Source organism: Gordonia insulae, assembly GCF_003855095.1.
Lineage (GTDB): Bacteria > Actinomycetota > Actinomycetes > Mycobacteriales > Mycobacteriaceae > Gordonia > Gordonia insulae.
The window spans coordinates 2329550-2346247 of sequence record NZ_CP033972.1 but is presented as its reverse complement, the minus strand read 5'-3'; the positions used below and the strand labels follow the sequence as shown (position 1 = coordinate 2346247).

The 16698-nt window shown below is 63.5% G+C and carries 17 protein-coding genes; 8 read left to right on the top strand and 9 right to left on the bottom strand.

Annotated features, from left to right (window positions below):
* Positions 1-84: 84 nt before the first annotated feature.
* The 5 genes from D7316_RS10625 to D7316_RS10605 form a co-directional block, all read right to left on the bottom strand.
* The gene (locus tag D7316_RS10625) at positions 85-855 is read right to left on the bottom strand and encodes an SDR family NAD(P)-dependent oxidoreductase (RefSeq protein WP_119032216.1); all 771 of its coding nucleotides are present in this window, start codon (positions 853-855) and stop codon (positions 85-87) included.
* 182 nt (positions 856-1037) lie between these two features.
* Positions 1038-2372, bottom strand: coding sequence for a TetR/AcrR family transcriptional regulator (locus tag D7316_RS10620; RefSeq protein ID WP_124708218.1), 1335 nt, complete (start codon positions 2370-2372; stop codon positions 1038-1040).
* A gap of 67 nt (positions 2373-2439) precedes the next feature.
* The gene (locus tag D7316_RS10615; protein ID WP_124708217.1) at positions 2440-2871 is read right to left on the bottom strand and encodes a MaoC/PaaZ C-terminal domain-containing protein; all 432 of its coding nucleotides are present in this window, start codon (positions 2869-2871) and stop codon (positions 2440-2442) included.
* The gene (locus D7316_RS10610) at positions 2868-3320 is read right to left on the bottom strand and encodes an FAS1-like dehydratase domain-containing protein (RefSeq protein ID WP_005199561.1); all 453 of its coding nucleotides are present in this window, start codon (positions 3318-3320) and stop codon (positions 2868-2870) included. The genes D7316_RS10615 and D7316_RS10610 overlap by 4 nt, the downstream gene beginning before the upstream one ends.
* Positions 3317-4420 (bottom strand): phosphotransferase family protein, encoded by a 1104-nt coding sequence (locus D7316_RS10605; protein ID WP_124708216.1) that lies wholly within the window; start codon positions 4418-4420, stop codon positions 3317-3319. Before D7316_RS10605 ends, D7316_RS10610 begins: the two co-directional genes overlap by 4 nt.
* A gap of 91 nt (positions 4421-4511) precedes the next feature.
* On the opposite strand from D7316_RS10605, the gene D7316_RS10600 reads away from it, so the two are divergent.
* The 3 genes from D7316_RS10600 (at position 4512) to D7316_RS10590 (ending at position 8346) form a co-directional block, all read left to right on the top strand.
* Positions 4512-5594, top strand: a complete 1083-nt coding sequence (locus D7316_RS10600) for a TIGR03857 family LLM class F420-dependent oxidoreductase (RefSeq protein WP_269462495.1) — start codon at positions 4512-4514, stop codon at positions 5592-5594.
* A 116-nt stretch (positions 5595-5710) separates the two neighbouring features.
* Positions 5711-7147 carry an aldehyde dehydrogenase gene (locus D7316_RS10595; RefSeq protein ID WP_124708215.1) on the top strand — a complete coding sequence of 479 codons (1437 nt, stop codon included), beginning with the start codon at positions 5711-5713 and terminating at the stop codon, positions 7145-7147.
* Positions 7148-7182: 35 nt separating this feature from the next.
* A complete protein-coding gene (locus D7316_RS10590) occupies positions 7183-8346 on the top strand; it encodes an NDMA-dependent alcohol dehydrogenase (protein WP_119032214.1) in 1164 nt (387 codons plus the stop codon).
* Between the two features lie 128 nt (positions 8347-8474).
* On the opposite strand, the gene D7316_RS10585 is transcribed toward D7316_RS10590, so the two are convergent.
* On the bottom strand, positions 8475-9677 hold the full coding sequence (locus tag D7316_RS10585; RefSeq protein WP_039880777.1) for a CaiB/BaiF CoA transferase family protein: 1203 nt from the start codon (positions 9675-9677) through the stop codon (positions 8475-8477).
* Between the two features lie 322 nt (positions 9678-9999).
* Between D7316_RS10585 and D7316_RS10580 the strand changes: the two genes are divergently transcribed.
* Positions 10000-10413, top strand: a complete 414-nt coding sequence (locus tag D7316_RS10580; protein ID WP_005199555.1) for a Zn-ribbon domain-containing OB-fold protein — start codon at positions 10000-10002, stop codon at positions 10411-10413.
* The gene (locus D7316_RS10575) at positions 10410-11594 is read left to right on the top strand and encodes a thiolase family protein (RefSeq protein WP_005199554.1); all 1185 of its coding nucleotides are present in this window, start codon (positions 10410-10412) and stop codon (positions 11592-11594) included. Before D7316_RS10580 ends, D7316_RS10575 begins: the two co-directional genes overlap by 4 nt.
* Before the next feature lie 101 nt (positions 11595-11695).
* Here D7316_RS10575 and D7316_RS10570 read toward each other — a convergent pair whose 3' ends face one another.
* Both D7316_RS10570 and D7316_RS10565 read right to left on the bottom strand, forming a co-directional pair.
* Positions 11696-12613 (bottom strand): alpha/beta hydrolase, encoded by a 918-nt coding sequence (locus D7316_RS10570; protein WP_164473765.1) that lies wholly within the window; start codon positions 12611-12613, stop codon positions 11696-11698.
* 146 nt (positions 12614-12759) lie between these two features.
* On the bottom strand, positions 12760-13539 hold the full coding sequence (locus tag D7316_RS10565) for an SDR family oxidoreductase (RefSeq protein WP_039880774.1): 780 nt from the start codon (positions 13537-13539) through the stop codon (positions 12760-12762).
* Between the two features lie 232 nt (positions 13540-13771).
* Here D7316_RS10565 and D7316_RS10560 point away from each other — a divergent pair, with 232 nt between their 5' ends.
* Genes D7316_RS10560 through D7316_RS10550 form a run of 3 tightly spaced genes read left to right on the top strand, consistent with a single transcriptional unit; the run spans position 13772 to position 16019 of the window.
* Entirely contained in the window at positions 13772-15004 is a 1233-nt protein-coding gene (locus tag D7316_RS10560) for an amidohydrolase family protein (RefSeq protein WP_164473764.1), read from the top strand.
* An 11-nt stretch (positions 15005-15015) separates the two neighbouring features.
* The gene (locus tag D7316_RS10555; RefSeq protein WP_124708212.1) at positions 15016-15222 is read left to right on the top strand and encodes a hypothetical protein; all 207 of its coding nucleotides are present in this window, start codon (positions 15016-15018) and stop codon (positions 15220-15222) included.
* Entirely contained in the window at positions 15219-16019 is an 801-nt protein-coding gene (locus D7316_RS10550; RefSeq protein ID WP_005199548.1) for an SDR family NAD(P)-dependent oxidoreductase, read from the top strand. The genes D7316_RS10555 and D7316_RS10550 overlap by 4 nt, the downstream gene beginning before the upstream one ends.
* A gap of 10 nt (positions 16020-16029) precedes the next feature.
* Here the strand turns inward: D7316_RS10550 and D7316_RS10545 are convergent, their stop codons facing one another.
* Complete coding sequence (locus D7316_RS10545) at positions 16030-16632, bottom strand: cysteine hydrolase family protein (protein ID WP_005199547.1); 603 nt, start codon at positions 16630-16632, stop codon at positions 16030-16032.
* Positions 16633-16698 lie beyond the last annotated feature (66 nt).

Sequence of the window (16698 nt, the reverse complement as noted above, 5' to 3'; positions counted from 1 at the left end):
CGGCGAGTCCTGAATCAACGGCGAGCGGGTCGAAAGATCGGTTGATGTTTCGACCCGCTCGACGTGAATGCTCTTCTGCCCGGACTACTTCGGTCCGAAACGCAAGGCTCCGTCGATACGGATGACCTCGCCGTTGAGGTAGTCGTTCTCGGCGATGTGCTCGACCAACGCCGCGTACTCTGCGGGGCTACCCATCCGGTTCGGGTAGGGGACGCCTGATCCCCAGTGCTTTTCGGCCTCTTCTCGCTCCATCTTGAATGCGGGGGTGAAGAAGGTACCCGGCGCGATCGCCATCACACGGATGCCCTGTTTCGTCAGGTCGCGTGCGGCAGGCAAGGTCAGTCCCACAACACCGCCCTTGGCGGCGGAGTACGCCGTTTGGCCGATCTGGCCCTCGAATGCGGCGATGCTGGCGGTGTTGACGATGACACCTCGATTGCCGGCTTCGTCGGGCTCGTTCTTCGCCATCGCCGCCGCGCCGAGACGCAGCACATTGAAGGTCCCGTTGAGGAAAAGGTTGATGTACCACTGGAATTGCTCGAAGGACGCCGGCTCCCCGTCACGGCCGACAACGCGGGACGCGCCCGCGGAGCCGCCGTGGGCATTGACGACGATCCGAAGGGGGGCAAGCTCATTGGCTACGGCGAGAGCCGCGTTTACGCTGCTCTCGTCGAGCACATCGGTACTGACATAGCGGACGTGGTCGCCGAGTTCGACTTCGAGGGCTTTGCCCTTCTCGTCGTTGAGGTCGGCGATGACCACCGAGGTGCCGGCGGCGGCCAGCGTACGAACGGTGGCCTCGCCGAGACCTCCGGCGCCACCGGTGACGAGCGCTGATGCGCGGGTGATATCCATGTGGAGTTTCCTCTCCTGCCGCGGCACCTATCGGGGTACCGCCGGGCGAACAGAACTCCATCAAAGATGACACAGTTGTCAGAAAAAATCCACCTCCGAAGGTGGTCTGAGTCCAGATACACAGCAGCGCTTTAGGTATGGAAACTAACTCGTTGAAGCACAGGTCAGATCGATCAGTGAAATCAGGTCAGATGGCTGAAGAAGCCTCGCCCGACGCAGTCGATCACGAGGTCGGCGATCTCGTCTTCCGACAATGGTGGTGAGAGTTCCTGTGCGGCTTGCGGAACCCGGGTCACCAACGACCGGAAGATGATTGCGGCGATGACCGGGTCGAAATGGTAGTCACGTTTGCGGGTGACCAGATCGGCCACCATCGCCGAATCCATGGCCGCCTGTCCGCAGATGCCCAATTGGGTCACGATGTCGTTGTCCGTGGTCTTTTCGGTCCATGCGCCGATGGAGCCCGAGAATCGCGTCATGAAGCCCGTGAAGCTGCTGATCCAGGCGCGCAGTTCGGTGGTGTCGGGATCCGTGAGATCGATCTTGCTCAAACGCTCGGCGTGTTCGAGGGCGTGCCGGATGCCCTCGATGCTGACGGTGACCAGCAGATCCTGCTTCTCACTGAAGTATTTGTAAAAGGTGCCGCGGGCCAGTCCCGCCTCTTCGACGATGTCGTCGACGCTGGTCCGGTGGTAGCCCTTGAGCTGGAACTGTTTGGCGCCCGCGTCCACCAGCGTTCGGACTGTGTTGACCGCGCGCTTGCTGAGATTCGCGGTCCTGTCGTCCATCGACAGACCAGCGATCGACGGTAGCGGAGGTACGTTGATCACCGGGTTCTCGGGCGGCGTCTCCAACGGAATGCTGTTCAGCACGGACGACGGCGTGTCGGGGAACAGGAGCAATTGGAGGTAGACCGACAACGAGTCGACGACGGCCTGGGTGTCGCGACCGTAGGTTCGGTCGGTGGCGAGGAACAGGTTCATGCGGTGCACGATGGCGATCATCGCCATCGCGGCCACCCGCGGTTCGATGCCGTGTAGCTCCGACTGCTCGAGCCGGGCGGTGACCATCCGTGTGTAACCGGACATGAACGAATCGATCTGCGGTCGCACAGAGGTGTCGGCCATCGCGACGCTGGTCCACTGCACGAACATCGTGGAATAGCGGTCGAAGACCCAACTCCACTCGCCCAGCCACCAATTGAGATTGTCGAATCCAACTTTGGTGGGACCCAGCGGTCCGATGCGCCGCGCCACGCGGAACAGTGCCCGTCCACAGACATCGAGCAGTTCCAGGAAGATCTCGTCCTTGCCGGGAAAGTATTGGTAGAGCGTCGCCCTGGAGATGTCGGCTTCCTTGGCGATCGCATCGACCGAGGTGTTGAAGAACCCGACGCGCCCGAACAGGTCCAGCGAGACGTCAACGATTTTGGTACGCGTGTTGGCGCCCCGGCTGCCCACTTCTGGGCTGGACGGGCCGTAACTGGCTCGGCGCGTGATCGGCGTTGTTTCTGACACTGCGGTCAGTCTAACTGTTGTTGTAGGCATGGACGACTCCCGGCCCGGCGTGGCTGTCGTCGGGTTGTCATGCCTGCGCCCGCGTGATGACGAAATCCGCTGATCCTGCGATCGCGATGGCACCGGTCTGCCGACTACAGATCAACTCCACTGTGGCCACGGTCTCCCCATCGGCGCCATCAGTGATCGCCGTGATGGTTCCGGTGCAGGTCAAGATGTCTCCGGGCCAGACCTGCTCTCGAAATCTCACTCCGAATCGTCGCACATTCGCTGCGCCGAGCCAGTCTGTTGCGAATGTCGCGAGGAGCGCCGACTGATGCATTCCTTGGGAGAACACCGACGGGTTTCCCGCGCTGCGCGCCATCTCATCGTCGTAATGCATCGGGTTGAGGTCACCCGAGGCCCCGGAGTATCGGACAAACATCTGGCGGGTCAATGGTCCGAAATCGCGGGGAGGGGCGGTATCGCCGACCGCGAACACGGTTTGGGTGCTCGTCATTTCGATGCCTCTTTCGCCGCGCGTTCGATGAAGGTTGCCTTGGCCTGGGCGACGAGATCGCCATTGCGGTGGCGGTAGTCCGTGACGACCACCGCAAATCTCATCTGCCCGCCGCGTTTGCCGGGCTTTTCGTATCTGTCCACGATGCGCTCTTGGGCAACGAGGACGTCGCCGACCTTCGGGGGAGGGCCGCTGAACACGTACTCCTGCTCGCCGTGTAGCAGTCGCTTTCGCTCGAAACCGACATTGACCCGCACTCCGGCCGGCGCCCACTGTGCGGCATTCACCAAGAAGGTGGGTGGGATGATGGCCTCCGCACCCTGGTATGCGGGATTGTCCGACTGCATTGCCGCGGCGAACTCCCTGATCTTGCCCTGTTCGATCACCATTTCCCAGGGCAGGCCGGTGGTGCCGACCGGGGATGCGTCTGGATCTGTGGTACTGCTCATCTGGTTCCTCCGGTGCTCAGTTCGGTGAGGTATCTATCGACGAGTGCGACGACGGTGGTGGGGTAGCTGTGTGCGATGTCGACGGCGAGGCCATCCCGGGCGAGGAGAACGGCCAGTCGATTATTGATGAGCGACAACACAAACGCCGCCACCAGTTGGTAGTAGGTGATGTCACCGTCGATCCGTCCGCCGAACTCGAGATAGCGGCGGACGGTCTCGTCACTGTCCGGGACTCCCGGCATTCGGGTGAAACCCAATGCCTCGCAAAGGAACTCTTCGAACATCAACCACCACCCCAGGTCGATTTCCGGAGGACCAGTGGTGGCAGTCTCCCAGTCGAAGAGTGCGGCGACCGACATGTCGTCGGCGAAGGACATGTTTCCCACCCGCGCGTCCCCCCAGACCACCCCCTCGCGGTTGGTGTCAGGGGCCAGGGTCATGATGACGTCGAATGCGCGTGCGAGGATCTGCGAGCCGACCACCAGGTCGGCACGTGCCCACTCGTACCATCCACGGAGGTTGTCGAGGTAGCGCGCCAGTGCGGTGTCACCGGTGGCGGGATCAGCGCACAGGTAGTCGAGCACATCCGGGTCCTGGACTTGGTGGACTGCAACAAGGGATCGTATGGCGTTATCGCACAGAAGTTCTCGATCTGACTCGGACAGCTCTGCGGTCCACCCGCGTTTGTGCCAGCTCGGGACGTCGGACGGGGTGCGGCCCGCGACGCGACGCATCAAGTAGAACGGGGCGCCCAGGACCGATTCGTCGTGTTCGATCCACACGATCTCCGGAACAGCGATCCCGGCGGTACGGCCGAGTCGCTGCATGATCTCGGCCTGTCTCGGCGCGTCGGGGGTGGTGAACAGCTGATGGTCCGACGCCTGCATGCGCAATACCAGATCCGTGTGCTGCCGGGTTCCCGTCGTGTCTGTCCAACGTGCGGCGAAGAACACGGTCTTGCCCGAGTAGCCGGCGTCGGGAGCCGAGAAGTCCGAGATCTCGAAGTCGGTGCCGTCGGGTGCGATGCGCTCGGGTAGCCATGAGTCGAGGACCTCGCGGGCTCCGCCCCCGAGTTCGCCGCGGGTCGGTGTGTACACCATGCGATTGCCTTCCCCGGGCCCGGTTCGCCGTCCGAAGAACCCGGCGGCGAAGACCCTTTCCTAAAGTGACCAACACTGTCAGAATAGGGGTATGACCGACGGAAAATCCACCAATGCCGAAAAAGTGCCGCCTCCGGTCGGCAAGGCCGGGCAACCGGCCTCTCCCGCCCTGGGTGCGTACACGCTTCCCGGACGGGTGCCTGATCCGCGTCCGGCCATCGGCCAGGCGATGGAAGCGGAGCGGCTCGGGCTGAGCACACTGTGGCTCAGTGAGCGATGGGGCACGAAGGATTTCGGGGTCCTGGCCGGGGCCATCGGCCAGGTCACCGACTCGATCAGGATCGCCTCCGGAATCACGCACTTCCAGTCCCGACATCCCGCGATGCTCGCGTCGATGGCGATGACCGCCCAGGCCATGTCCAACGGTCGCATCGTGATCGGGATCGGGCGCTCTGTCGACGCGATGTGGAAGGCGGTGGGGCTACCGACTTCCACCAACGCATCAATCATCGACTCGGCTGAGCTCTTTCGCCGCCTCTGCCGGGGCGAGAAGGTCAAATACGATGGACCCGCGGGCAATTACCCATCCCTGCGTCTCACCGACCTTCCCGATCAGCCTGTTCCGCCCCTCGTCTTCGCGGCAATCGGGCCCAAGGGTCTCGGCATCGCCGGGCGACATTTCGATGGCGTGTTGCTGCACCCGTTTCTGACGCCCGAGGCGGTGGCACGATCGGTGACCGCGGTCCGCGAAGCCGAGAAAGAAGCTGGTCGAAAGGCCGGCAGTGTGCGCATCTATGCGACGGTCGTGGTCGCATCGGGCCTCGACCCCGCCGAGGAGATGGCCGTGGTGGGTGCGCGTGCGGTGACCTATTACCAGATCCCCAAGTTCGGCGAACAGCTCGCAAAGGTCAACGGGTGGTCGATCGAGGACCTCGACGCGCTGCGTGCACATCCCCATCTGGTCGGCCTTCGCGGAGCAGCGGATTCGGTTCGGACCCGCGAACAACTCACCGATGTCGCATCCTCGCTGCCGGTCGAATGGATTCGCTCGGCGGCGGCGGTGGGGTCGGCGGCCGACTGCTGGAAGACATTCGAGAGCTACCGCGACGCGGGTGCCGACGAACTGGTCCTCCACGGCAGCACGCCCGATCAGCTCGGCCCACTCTTCGGCTGAACCGCTGGGGCGGCACCTTGCCCTAGAGTGACATTACTGCCAGAATTGAGTCGATTTCGATGGGCGGCCGCTGCACCTTGGCTTCGACGCTCGCGGAGAAGGATGAAAGGTTGCCCGTGTACGAATACGAAGGCATGTATGTCGCCGGCAAATGGAGCCCGACGTCGGGGCCACGCATCGAGGTCCGTTCGCCGGCCTCCGGCGTGGTGCTCGGTCGCGTCAGTGAGGCGAGCACGGCCGACGTCGGTGTCGCCGTCGACTCCGCTCGGGCGGCTCTTGATCACGGGCCGTGGCGGAATTGGAGTCCGGCGGAGCGTGCGGCGGCGATCTCCGCGTTGGCCGACGCAATCGAATCCAGGACCGAGGTCTTCGCCGACCTCATCTCCGCCGAGGTCGGCTCGCCGCGCAAGTGGACACCGTTCGGGCAGTTGGCCACTGCCCTCGGTGTATACCGTTCGTGCGCCGCAATTGCGCCGGATTACGAGTTCGAGGCCAAGCGTCCATCGCTGATCGGTGGGGAGGTGCTGGTGCGACGTGTTCCGGTGGGCGTTGTCGCAGCGATCGTGCCATGGAACGCTCCGCTGTTCACCGCGGCACTGAAGATGGCGCCGGCGCTGGCGGCGGGGTGTGCGATCGTCCTCAAACCATCCCCCGAGGCGCCGCTGGGTCTGTCGATGCTCAGTGAGTGCATCGAGGAAGCCGGTATCCCGGCGGGTGTGGTCAACATCGTCTCCGGTGGCATCGCCACCGGAGAGGCCTTGGTCGAGCATCCTGGTGTCGACAAGGTCAGCTTCACCGGATCCACCGGCGCCGGAAAGCGGATCGGAGCGGCGTGTGCACGAGACATCCGCCGTGTGACGCTCGAGCTCGGCGGAAAATCGGCCGCCATTGTTCTCGACGACGTTGTCGTCGATGCCAAACTCATCAAGGGTTTGGTCACCGGCGTCATGGCGAACAACGGACAGATCTGCGCAGCGCAGACGCGTATTCTTCTGCCGCGCAGTCGCTACGACGAAATCCTTGAACCATTTGCCGCGGCCGTGGCGGCGATGCGTGTCGGAGATCCGACCGAGCGGGAGACCGAGGTCGGTCCCGTCATCAATAAGGCGGCCCGAGACCGGATCGAGGCGGCGGTGTCCGGCGCGATCGAGGCGGGCGCCCGTGTGGTCGCAGGAGGCACGCGGCCCGACGGGCTCGACGGTGGGGCATACGTGAATCCAACAGTGCTCGCCGATGTGGACAACGACATGGCGATCGCCCGTGACGAGCTGTTCGGCCCGGTTGCCGTCGTCATCGCTTATGACGGGGACGACGAAGCGGTTGCTGTGGCCAACGATTCCGAGTACGGCCTGGCGGGGGCGGTCTGGTCGGCTGATCCCGTCCGGGCGGCCGATGTCGCCACTCGTATGCAGACCGGTTCAGTATCGGTGAATTCGCCTGCACCCCTGGACTTCGGGAGTCCATTCGGTGGCTTCAAGAAGTCTGGGATCGGCCGTGAGGGCGGGCCAGAAGGCATCGCGACGTATCTCGAGTCGCAATCGATCATTCTCTGACGTCTCGTCAGAACCAGTGTGGAAGGACGATGATTATGGAGACCAAGGCGGCGGTCCTGTGGGAGCGCAATGCTGCATGGCAGATCGAGACAATCGAACTCGATGCGCCGAAAGAACAAGAGGTTCTGGTCGAACTGCATGCCTCGGGCATGTGTCATTCCGACGAGCACATCGTTACCGGCGACATGCCTTTCAGGCTGCCCTGCATCGGCGGGCACGAGGGCGCGGGTGTGGTGAAGCAGGTCGGCTCTCATGTGTCGTGGCTCCAGCCCGGTGATCACGTTGTCTTCGGATTCATTCCGTCGTGTGGGCGATGCCCCTCTTGTTCCAACGGCCATCAGAGCCTGTGTGACCTGGGGGCAAAAATATACAGTGGCAACCAGATCCAGGACGACACGGCACGCCACCACATTGCAGGAGAAGACCTCGCGCTCGCCTGTGGGGTGGGCTCCTTCGCTCACCACACCGTGGTCAACGAGGCGAGTTGCATCAAGATCGAACCGCACCATCCCCTTGATCGTGCGTGTCTACTCGGTTGCGGGTTCATCACCGGGTGGGGTTCGTCGGTGTACACCGCCGACGTTCAGCCCGGGGAGAACGTGGTCGTCGCGGGCGTCGGCGGCATCGGCGCCGCGGCGGTCCAGGGCGCGAAGCTGTCGGGCGCCCGCACGATCACGGTGATCGATCCGTCGGAGCACAAGCAAGAGATCGCCCTGTCCATGGGCGCCACTCACGTGGCGAAATCGTGGGACGAAGCACCCGCGGTGGTTGCCGAGGCCACCTGGCACCGGGGCGCCGACAAGTTCATCTGCGCCATGGGTGTGGGCGAAGGTCGTTTGATCGCAAAGGCTTTGGCGATGACTGCCAAACGCGGACGTCTCGTTGTCACCAACATTCATCCGATGCTCGAACGCGAGGTGTCGGTGAACCTGATGGACCTGACCCTGCAGGAAAAGCAGATCGTGGGCAGCCTGTACGGTTCGGCCAACCCGCGCGCCGACATCCCCAAGATCTTGGAGCTGTGGAGCGGTGGATTCGTCGACCTCGATGCGATGGTCACCCGTAGCTACCCGCTCGAGGGTGTCAACGACGGGTACGACGACATGCGTGCCGGCAAGAACGTCCGTGGCATCCTCCGGTACCCGGCGGCCGACGCGGACGGCGCGGCTGCGCTGGAAAGCGCTACCGCAGGAGTCTGATCCACCCGAGTGTGCCCGGTGAACGTCACCGGGCACGGCCATCGCCGACGGCGCCCGTCGAGCAGGAACCGAATCTGAGAGCGGGAGTGCACCGTTCGGTGCACTCCCGCTCTCAGATTGTCCGCTGCCTACAGGATCGCGCCGCTGACCTTGTAATCGATGATCTCGTCCATCGTCAGCCCCAACTCTTCGAGGACGGCGTCGGTATGTTCACCGTGATCGGGAGCGCGGGTCAGCTCGTTGGGCACTTCGTTGAACTGGATCGGGGTATTGACGAGCTTGAAGTCCACGCCGTTCGAGTCGGTCACGTCGGAGATGTACCCGTTGGCGAGGACCTGCGGGTCGGTGACCACCTCCCGAGGTGTCTGTACGACACACCACGACCCGTCGATGTGGGCGAGCTCCTTCTTCCATTCTTCGAGGGTTCGCTTGCCGAAGGCGTTGTTGAGGACCTCGATGGCTTCGAGACGGTTTTCGCCTCGCTTCTTGTGACTTTCGAATCGAGGATCGGTGATCATCTCCGGAATGCCCAGTGCGGTGACCAACTCGGGCCAGAATCGGTCGGACTCGAGCATGACCAACGAGATGAAGCGGTCGTCCGAGGTCTTGTAGATGTTGACAAGTGGATTCGCCGCCGTCGACGGTGTGTGCTTGGGGTACCGCTCCATGTCGAAAGCGTTGGCGCCCGCAATGGTTGCGCCCATCGCCCAGGCGCCCATTGCCAGCAACGAGCTGTCGACCGTGAGAGCCTCACCCGTTCGCTCGCGATGCAGCAATGCGGTGGAGACGGCGCCGGCGATGGTGAGCCCGCCCAGCACATCACCGAATGCGGGGCCGGGCATGGTGAGTCGGTAGTCGAGCTCGTCTGGGCTGACATTGTCGGCGGCGCCACCGCGACTCCAGAAGGATGTCATGTCGTACCCGCCGCGGTTGGCTTCATCGCCGCGCTGGCCGGTGGAAGACCCGCGGACGTACACGATCTTGTCGTTCACGGCGCGAACGTCCTCGACGTCGATGCGCAACTTCTTCCGAGCGTCCGGACGAAAGTTGGTGAGGAAGACGTCCGCGGTGGCAACCAGCTTCATCAGCAGATCGCGACCCTGCTCCGACTTCAGGTCCAGTGCGACACTGCGCTTGCCACGGTTGGGGAGCTCGAACATGTGGTTGACGCCGCCGGCGGGGATCAGGCCAGAGGTGACCAGCCCACGCTGAGGATCGCCCGATTCGGGGTGCTCGATCTTGAGCACGTCGGCGCCCCACTCGGCGAGGATCGCCCCCGCGACGGGCACGTACGTCCACGCCGCTACCTCGACGACACGAATTCCATTCATCACACCAACCACGGCATTGTTCCTTTCGGTCCAGATCTCGACGGACCGCGAGCGAGTGTCGCCTAGGCCCATCGACCAATATCTGACTGAGTGTACATGAAAAGGATCGCAATTTGTGGCGCGGATCACGACCGCTGACACGGAGCTATTCCCAGTTAGGGCCGCTAATGCAGATGACGTAGATGCAAGGGGTGTGATTGCGCGAGATTGGTATCTGACGATATGCCCACGAAGTGGTAGCCTCAGTAGCCGTGACCGGCGTCACGTCCGGCACCACGTTTGCACCACCGCGGCAACGGTGGTTCTCGGAAGGAAATACAGGATGTCGATTGACACGGGCCGGATGCTTCCGGAGGTGACGCCGGAATCGCAGGCCTTCTGGACCGGCGGTTTCGAAGGAGAGCTCCGCATCTACCGATGCCAGGAGTGCCGGGGCTGGATTCATCCACCGGTGGGTGCGTGCTGGCGCTGTCGAAGCCGCAACGTCGGTCCCGAGGCCGCATCTGGACGCGCCCGGATCTCGTCGTTCACCGTCAATCACCACCCGTGGTTCCCGGCGTTCCCGCCCCCGTACGTGATCGCCGTGGTCGAACTCGACGACCAACCAGATGTCCGCCTGACCACTTGCATCGTCGGCATCGATGTCGACGCAGTCGAGATCGGTATGGCGGTCGAGGTCGTGTTCGAAGAACATGACGACGTGGCCCTGCCATTCTTCAGGCCGGTGGCGGCATGACATTCGTCGACGACAAAGCAGTCATCACCGGGATCGGTCAGTCTCAGATCGGCAGGCGCATCGGCCGCTCGGGTATCGACCTCGCACTCGAGGCAACCGAACGGGCCGTTGCCCATGCCGGCTTGTCTTTCGACGACATCGATGGTGTCGCCAGCTATCCGGGTCCGGTGGCGGCCGAGGGCGGGTTCGTCGGCGCGACGACCCACGACGTTCGCGATGCCTTCGGCCTCAAGACGACGTGGCACGTCAGTGGTGTGGAGACCTCCGGGCAGATCGGCACGCTCCTCGACGCTGCGGCAGCAATCGCGTCCGGACGGGCGAAGCACGTGCTCTGCTTCCGATCAGTGTGGGAGGCCACTGCGCAGGCGTCGGGACGCGCGGCGGCGTTGACACAGAAAGCTACCCGGGCCTCGGGTCATGCCGAGTTCCGGCTGCCGTTCGGCGCGGCGTCACCTGCCAACTGGATCGGCATGTACGCGCAACGCTACATGTACGAATTCGGTTTGACGCGCGAGCAACTCGGAAAGCTCGTGATCAATGCCCGGCGCAACGCCGGGCTGAACCCGAATGCGATCTACCGCACTCCGATGACGATGGACGACTATCTGAGCGCCCGGATGATCTCGACTCCGATGGGGCTGTATGACTGCGATGTGCCGTGCGACGGCGCCACCGCCATCATCTTGTCGCGGCGAGAGGAAACCGCCGGTCTTCCACACCCTCCGATCACGATCGAGGCCGCAGGCGCAGCGCTCTACGAACGCCACACCTGGGATCAGCGGACCGACTTCACCACGATGGCAGCCCATGACGCCGCCGCGTCGATGTGGGACAGCACCGACCTCACACCTGCCGATGTCGACTTCGCGACCCTCTACGACGGATTCAGTTACCTGTGTTCGCAGTGGATCGAGGCACTCGGATTCGCTGACCATGGCAAGGTGGGGCAGTTCCTCGATGAGGAAGGCCATTACGCGCTCGACGGGACGCTGCCGATCAACCCGCACGGGGGGCAGCTGTCGGCCGGTCGGCTCCACGGGTACGGGTTCCTCCATGAAGCCTGCACGCAACTATGGCGTGAGGCCGGAGACCGGCAGATCAAGAAGGACGTGTCGGTGGCTGCCGTCGGGATCGGTGGCGGACCCGAGGCAGGGTCGATGCTCTTGACCCTCGACGCCTGAACGAGACGGTCCGAACGAGTTCGCAGTGTCGACCCACCGCTGCGGGTCGACACTGCGAACTCGGATGGCGGGCGTGGAGAACCGCTGGTGACCTTGGCCGATCAGATCGAGTCGATCCACCTCGACGCACGCTCGAAGAACGCTCGATTGTTGAGTGCCAGGTTGATCGAATGCCCCGCCCTGGGCAGAACATAAGTACTCACATCGGCCTTTGGGAAGTACGGGCGTTCGGAACGGTGGAGACTGTCGGCAGAGGCGCAGTCGGTGAGCGAACCGCCGCCCCCTTGGGCGCAGAAGACCTTGTCCGCCCGGCCGTTTGCGATGAGTACGGGAACGTCGATGCCGAACGTCGTGGGGATGAATACCGGAATTGTCGCCAGGACGCCGATCGTTCCCGCAACCCGGGTCGCTTCGTCGGCGGCGACGACCGCCGGGTCCGAGTCCCCAGGTGCGTGGAAGGCCGTCGCCCGGGCGCCCGGCACGCTGAGGTAGGTGTAGTCGCCGGCCGGGACGGAATCACTGGTGGCCGGATCGAGGAGCGCTGGTCGTACGGTCCTCTGGATCTGCAGGATGCCACCGGGGCCCGGGGCATGTGAGGCGCCGCTGATCACGAGGCCGTCGATGTCGTCGTACATTCCGGCTTCCATCATCGCGGTCAGTGAGCCGAATGAGTGGCCGACCAGGACAACTTTGTCCCAGCGATGGCCCAGTTCTCCTTTGCGGGCGGCCGCGATGACCTCATGGACGGTCTGCGCAGCCGTGTATGCGGAAACCTGAACGCCGGACGGCTTCGAACTCTTGCCAACACCGATGGGATCGATTGCCAGTGTGGCTTTTCCGGAACCCGACGCGTGACGGACGTAGGAGTACTTGCCGTCGAATCCAGGGAAGTCCCAGTACGAGCGGTCGTAGGTCGCGCCCGGGATCAGGATCTGCAGAGTGGTCCCCGGATCAGCGGCCGGGACGCAATAGCCACCCGCAATGTTCGCGGTGACCGGGCCGCCAGGTGCGAGAGCCACGGGAACCGAGATCTCGGCGCATCCGGCAGAAGCATGCGGTGTGGCCCCGGCAACCGGTGTGGACAATCCGATCATCATGGCCGCCGCTACGGCGGGATAGAACCAATGCCTCAGAGAAAGAGCCGATTTCATTGCAGGGCCTCCGTTCAGAAGTTCGTGCCGCCGTCGATGTTGATGAGTGATCCGGTGAGATAGCCCGCGCGTGGCGAAAGCAGGAACGCGATCAGCTCGCCGATCTCCTCGGGTTTGCCGGGGCGCCCAAGTGCCGCGTCGAAGCCCCATTCCTCGACCATGACCCGCTCGAGTGCGGTCTCCACCGGGTATCCGCGTTGCTCGGCGAGTTGGACCCGGAGCGCTGCCAATGGAGCGGTCTCGACGGCGCCCGGGCAGACACAATTCGCCCGGATGCCGTCCTTCCCGTACGTCTTGGCGATTCCTTTGGTGAACACCGCGACGCCGCCTTTGAGAGATGCGTAGGGGAGTCTGGCGATTTCGGGTGAGCGGATGGAATACGCGGCGGTGGTGACAACGGTGCCGCGAGTCTTCTTGAGGTGGGGAAGCGCTGCCTCGACCGAGCGTGTCGTGGCCAGGAGGACGTCGCGGAAGGCCGACGTCCAGACATCGTCGGACGATTCCACTGGAACCATGCCCTCGGTTCCCATGGTGACCGCCAACCCGTCGATCCCGCCGAGAAGTTCGGCAGCGGTGTCGACGGCTTCCCGCGCACCACCGGGCGCACTCACATCGCGGGCGATTCCGTACGCCTTCGTGGCGCCCGACTCTTCGGCGGCGCGCGCGGCGTCCTGGGCCTTGGACTCGTCGCGACCGATGAGGACCATCGAGGCGCCCTCGCCGGCAAGCACCTGGCCCGTGGCCGAACCCATTCCCGCTGTTCCACCTATCAGGACATAGCGCTTGTCGCGCATCCGCAGATCCACAGTCGATCACCCTCCGTAGTGACATTAATGTCAGACGCAAACGGTACTAGACCCGGCCTCTGGGCGGTGCTGATCTCGAAATACAGAAGAAGGTCCTGGTAGAGCTTGACACTTGTGATCACTGTCACTAGCGTTACGCACTGTCAGATATACGGGAACGGCGCCGAGATTACCGGTGCCCCGTTTCTTCCTCAGCCCGTCATACGCAGCAGGAGGCGTCGTGCCGCTCCAGGATTACATGCACTTGATTTCCGTCGATGATCACTTGATCGAGCCACCGAATGTCTGGTCCGATCGGCTGCCGCGGAAGTTCCTCGACCAGGGGCCGCGGATCATCGAGATGGACATGAGTCAACAGCACGGGGACGAGGGCCTGTCGGCAGTTCTGCTCGACGCCGCGCGCGGCGAGGGTGGCCGTGCCGCGCAGAAGAAGCTCGCTGAGGTGTGGACCTACGAGGGCCGTATCTATCCGAACATCGGTCTGAACGCGGTTGCGGGCAAGAAGCCGCAGGAGTACGGCATGGATCCCACTCGCTATTCGGATATGTTGCCCGGCTGTTATGACGCCAAGGCCCGAGTTGCCGACATGGACATCGATGGTGTGCAGGCGGCGCTGTGCTTTCCGTCGTTTCCCCGTTTCGCCGGCACGGTATTCCTCGAGGGCGAGGACAAAGAGCTCGCTCTGTTGTCGGTCCAGGCCTGGAATGATTTTCACCTCGACGAGTGGGCGGCGACCGCTCCGGACCGGTTCATCCCGCTGATCATCCTCCCACTGTGGGACCCCGAGGCCGCCGCGGCCGAGATCTACCGCTGTGCCGCAAAGGGCGCGAAGGCCATCACCTTTCCGGAAAACACGGTTTCGCTGGGCCTTCCGTCGTTCTACACCGACTTCTGGGACCCGGTGTTCCGCGCGGCCGAAGAAACCAAGATGCCGCTGTGCATGCACTTCGGGTCGTCGGGACGGGCGCCGATCACCTCGCCCGAGGCCCCGATGGCGGTGATGATCGCACTCTTCGGTACCAATTCGATGTACGCCACCGCCGATCTGCTCTTCTCGCCGGTCTTCTACAAGTTCCCGAACCTGAAGGTCGCGTTGTCCGAAGGAGGGATTGGTTGGATGCCGTACCTGCTCGAGCGCATCGACCTGACGTGGGAGAAGCACCGTTGGTACCAGAACGTCAACAAGGAGGTTCGCCCCTCTGATCTGTTCCGTTCCAACATCTATGGTTGCTTCATCGACGACCATGAAGGTGTGGCGCGGCGCCACAAGGTCGGCATCGACAACATCACGTGGGAATGCGATTACCCCCATTCGGATTCCAACTGGCCCAACAGTCGGCGCTACACCGAAAAGTTGCTGGCGCAAGTGCCGGACGACGAGGCTCACAAGATCGTGGAACTCAATGCGCGCACGTTGTACAACTTCCCGCGCGTCGAGGCCTCGGCACAGTGAGGACCGTCGACGTGGCCGAGCACAAGGACATCGATGCAGCAGACTGGGTGGACCAGGACCTGCTCACCCGCGAAGAGTCCCGTGACCGTCTCGATGACGAGATCGAGTTCGAGCGGAACAAGCTGAACAAGCTCGAATCTGATTCGGGAAGTGCAGATTCGATCACCATGGCGAGGAGACGGTTGGTGGCAATGCAGAACCTGAGGGATTCCCTGTGAGCGGCCAGGGGTCGCGCCTGCAGGGCAAGGTCGCATTGGTGTCCGGTTCGACCCGGGGCATCGGCCGATCGATCGCTCAGCACTTTGCCGCCGAGGGTGCCCAGGTTGCCGTCACCGGGCGGACGGTGGAACGCGGCAACAAGGTCGTCCAGTTCATCCGCGATGCCGGCGGTGAGGCCGAGTTCTTTCCACTCGACGTCACTTCCGAGGACAGTGTTCGATCGACCATCGATGCGGTGGTGGCCCGGTTCGGCGGTCTCTCGACCCTCGTCAACAACGCGGCACCTACCGACGTGGTCGCCACGACGGTGAAACCGCTGCACGAGTACACCACCGCAGAGTGGGATTCGATCCTGACCGGAACTCTGACCGGAAATGTGTTCTGGGCATCGAAGTATGCCTGGCCACATCTGATTTCGGCAGAAGGTGCCTCGATCGTGAACATCTCCTCGGGACAGGCGATCGCGGGGTTCAAAGGATTCGGTGCATACGGCGCCGCCAAGTCGGCGGTCGCGAGTTTGACAAGGTCGCTGGCGGTCGAGGGGGGCCCGGACGGTATCCGGGCCAACTGCATCCTGGTGGGCCGTGTGGTCTCCGGGCGTGGGGATTCCGGTCATCACACCGGTGGTGGCCGTCTCACCCGGATCGGGAATCCGATGGACATCGCTTATGCGGCGACCTATCTCGCGTCCGATGAGGCCGAGTTCGCCACAGGTTCGATGGTCACGGTCGACGGCGGGTTCTCGATCAACGGAGACGCCGTCTCCGATGCGGAAGCGGCGCTCGCGATCAGCTGATCTGCAAACATCACCCCGGCAGCCGCCCGATGACGTCGGCTGCCGGGGTGATTCGCGTGAGCATCGCGAGGAGGTTGTCGACCATGTACCGGTGATCCTCGGCGGTGGTACCTGCGGTGCAATCCTCCGCGAGGACCACGTCGTAGCCCCTGTTCACAGCCTCGAGTGCGAGTCCGGGCAACGCGACGTTGGTGGAGATCCCGGCAACGACCAGAGTCCGAACGCGCTGCAGCCTCAGCATCGCGTCCAGATCCGTGCCGTAGAACGCGGTCAGGCCGGTCGCCCGAGAGCTCACCAGATCAGTGGGTTCAGGGCCCAGTTCGGCGGGGATCTGCACATCGCGGGTGCCCTCGACCATCATGCGTTCCTCGATCGCCATCTTGCCGAGATACGAGTTGGGCAGCATGCCCTTCTGGTCCGCGCGATGAACGATGGTGCAGTGCACCACCGGAAGCGAGCGTGACCGGAAGGCGCGGGCGAGTTCAGCGGTGCGTTCGATCAGGCCGCGGCCCGCGGCCTGTGCGGCAAGTCCGGAGAAGGCCCCCGGTGGCGGGTCCAGAAGACCTTGCTGACATTCACTGATCACCAGCGCGGGCGCCTCGTAGGCTGTCATCGTTCCTCCTCGACTACAAGTGACGTTTGAGCCAGTTATGTTCTGACAGCGTGCCATCCGAAGCAA

Coding starts and splice junctions, on each gene's coding strand:
- D7316_RS10625 (WP_119032216.1), bottom strand. CDS start 855: ATGGATATCACCCGCGCATCAGCGCTCGTCACCGGTGGCGCCGGAGGT.
- D7316_RS10575 (WP_005199554.1), top strand. CDS start 10,410: ATGACATTCGTCGACGACAAAGCAGTCATCACCGGGATCGGTCAGTCT.
- D7316_RS10610 (WP_005199561.1), bottom strand. CDS start 3,320: ATGAGCAGTACCACAGATCCAGACGCATCCCCGGTCGGCACCACCGGC.
- D7316_RS10615 (WP_124708217.1), bottom strand. CDS start 2,871: ATGACGAGCACCCAAACCGTGTTCGCGGTCGGCGATACCGCCCCTCCC.
- D7316_RS10600 (WP_269462495.1), top strand. CDS start 4,512: ATGACCGACGGAAAATCCACCAATGCCGAAAAAGTGCCGCCTCCGGTC.
- D7316_RS10585 (WP_039880777.1), bottom strand. CDS start 9,677: ATGAATGGAATTCGTGTCGTCGAGGTAGCGGCGTGGACGTACGTGCCC.
- D7316_RS10590 (WP_119032214.1), top strand. CDS start 7,183: ATGGAGACCAAGGCGGCGGTCCTGTGGGAGCGCAATGCTGCATGGCAG.
- D7316_RS10605 (WP_124708216.1), bottom strand. CDS start 4,420: ATGGTGTACACACCGACCCGCGGCGAACTCGGGGGCGGAGCCCGCGAG.
- D7316_RS10580 (WP_005199555.1), top strand. CDS start 10,000: ATGTCGATTGACACGGGCCGGATGCTTCCGGAGGTGACGCCGGAATCG.
- D7316_RS10545 (WP_005199547.1), bottom strand. CDS start 16,632: ATGACAGCCTACGAGGCGCCCGCGCTGGTGATCAGTGAATGTCAGCAA.
- D7316_RS10565 (WP_039880774.1), bottom strand. CDS start 13,539: ATGCGCGACAAGCGCTATGTCCTGATAGGTGGAACAGCGGGAATGGGT.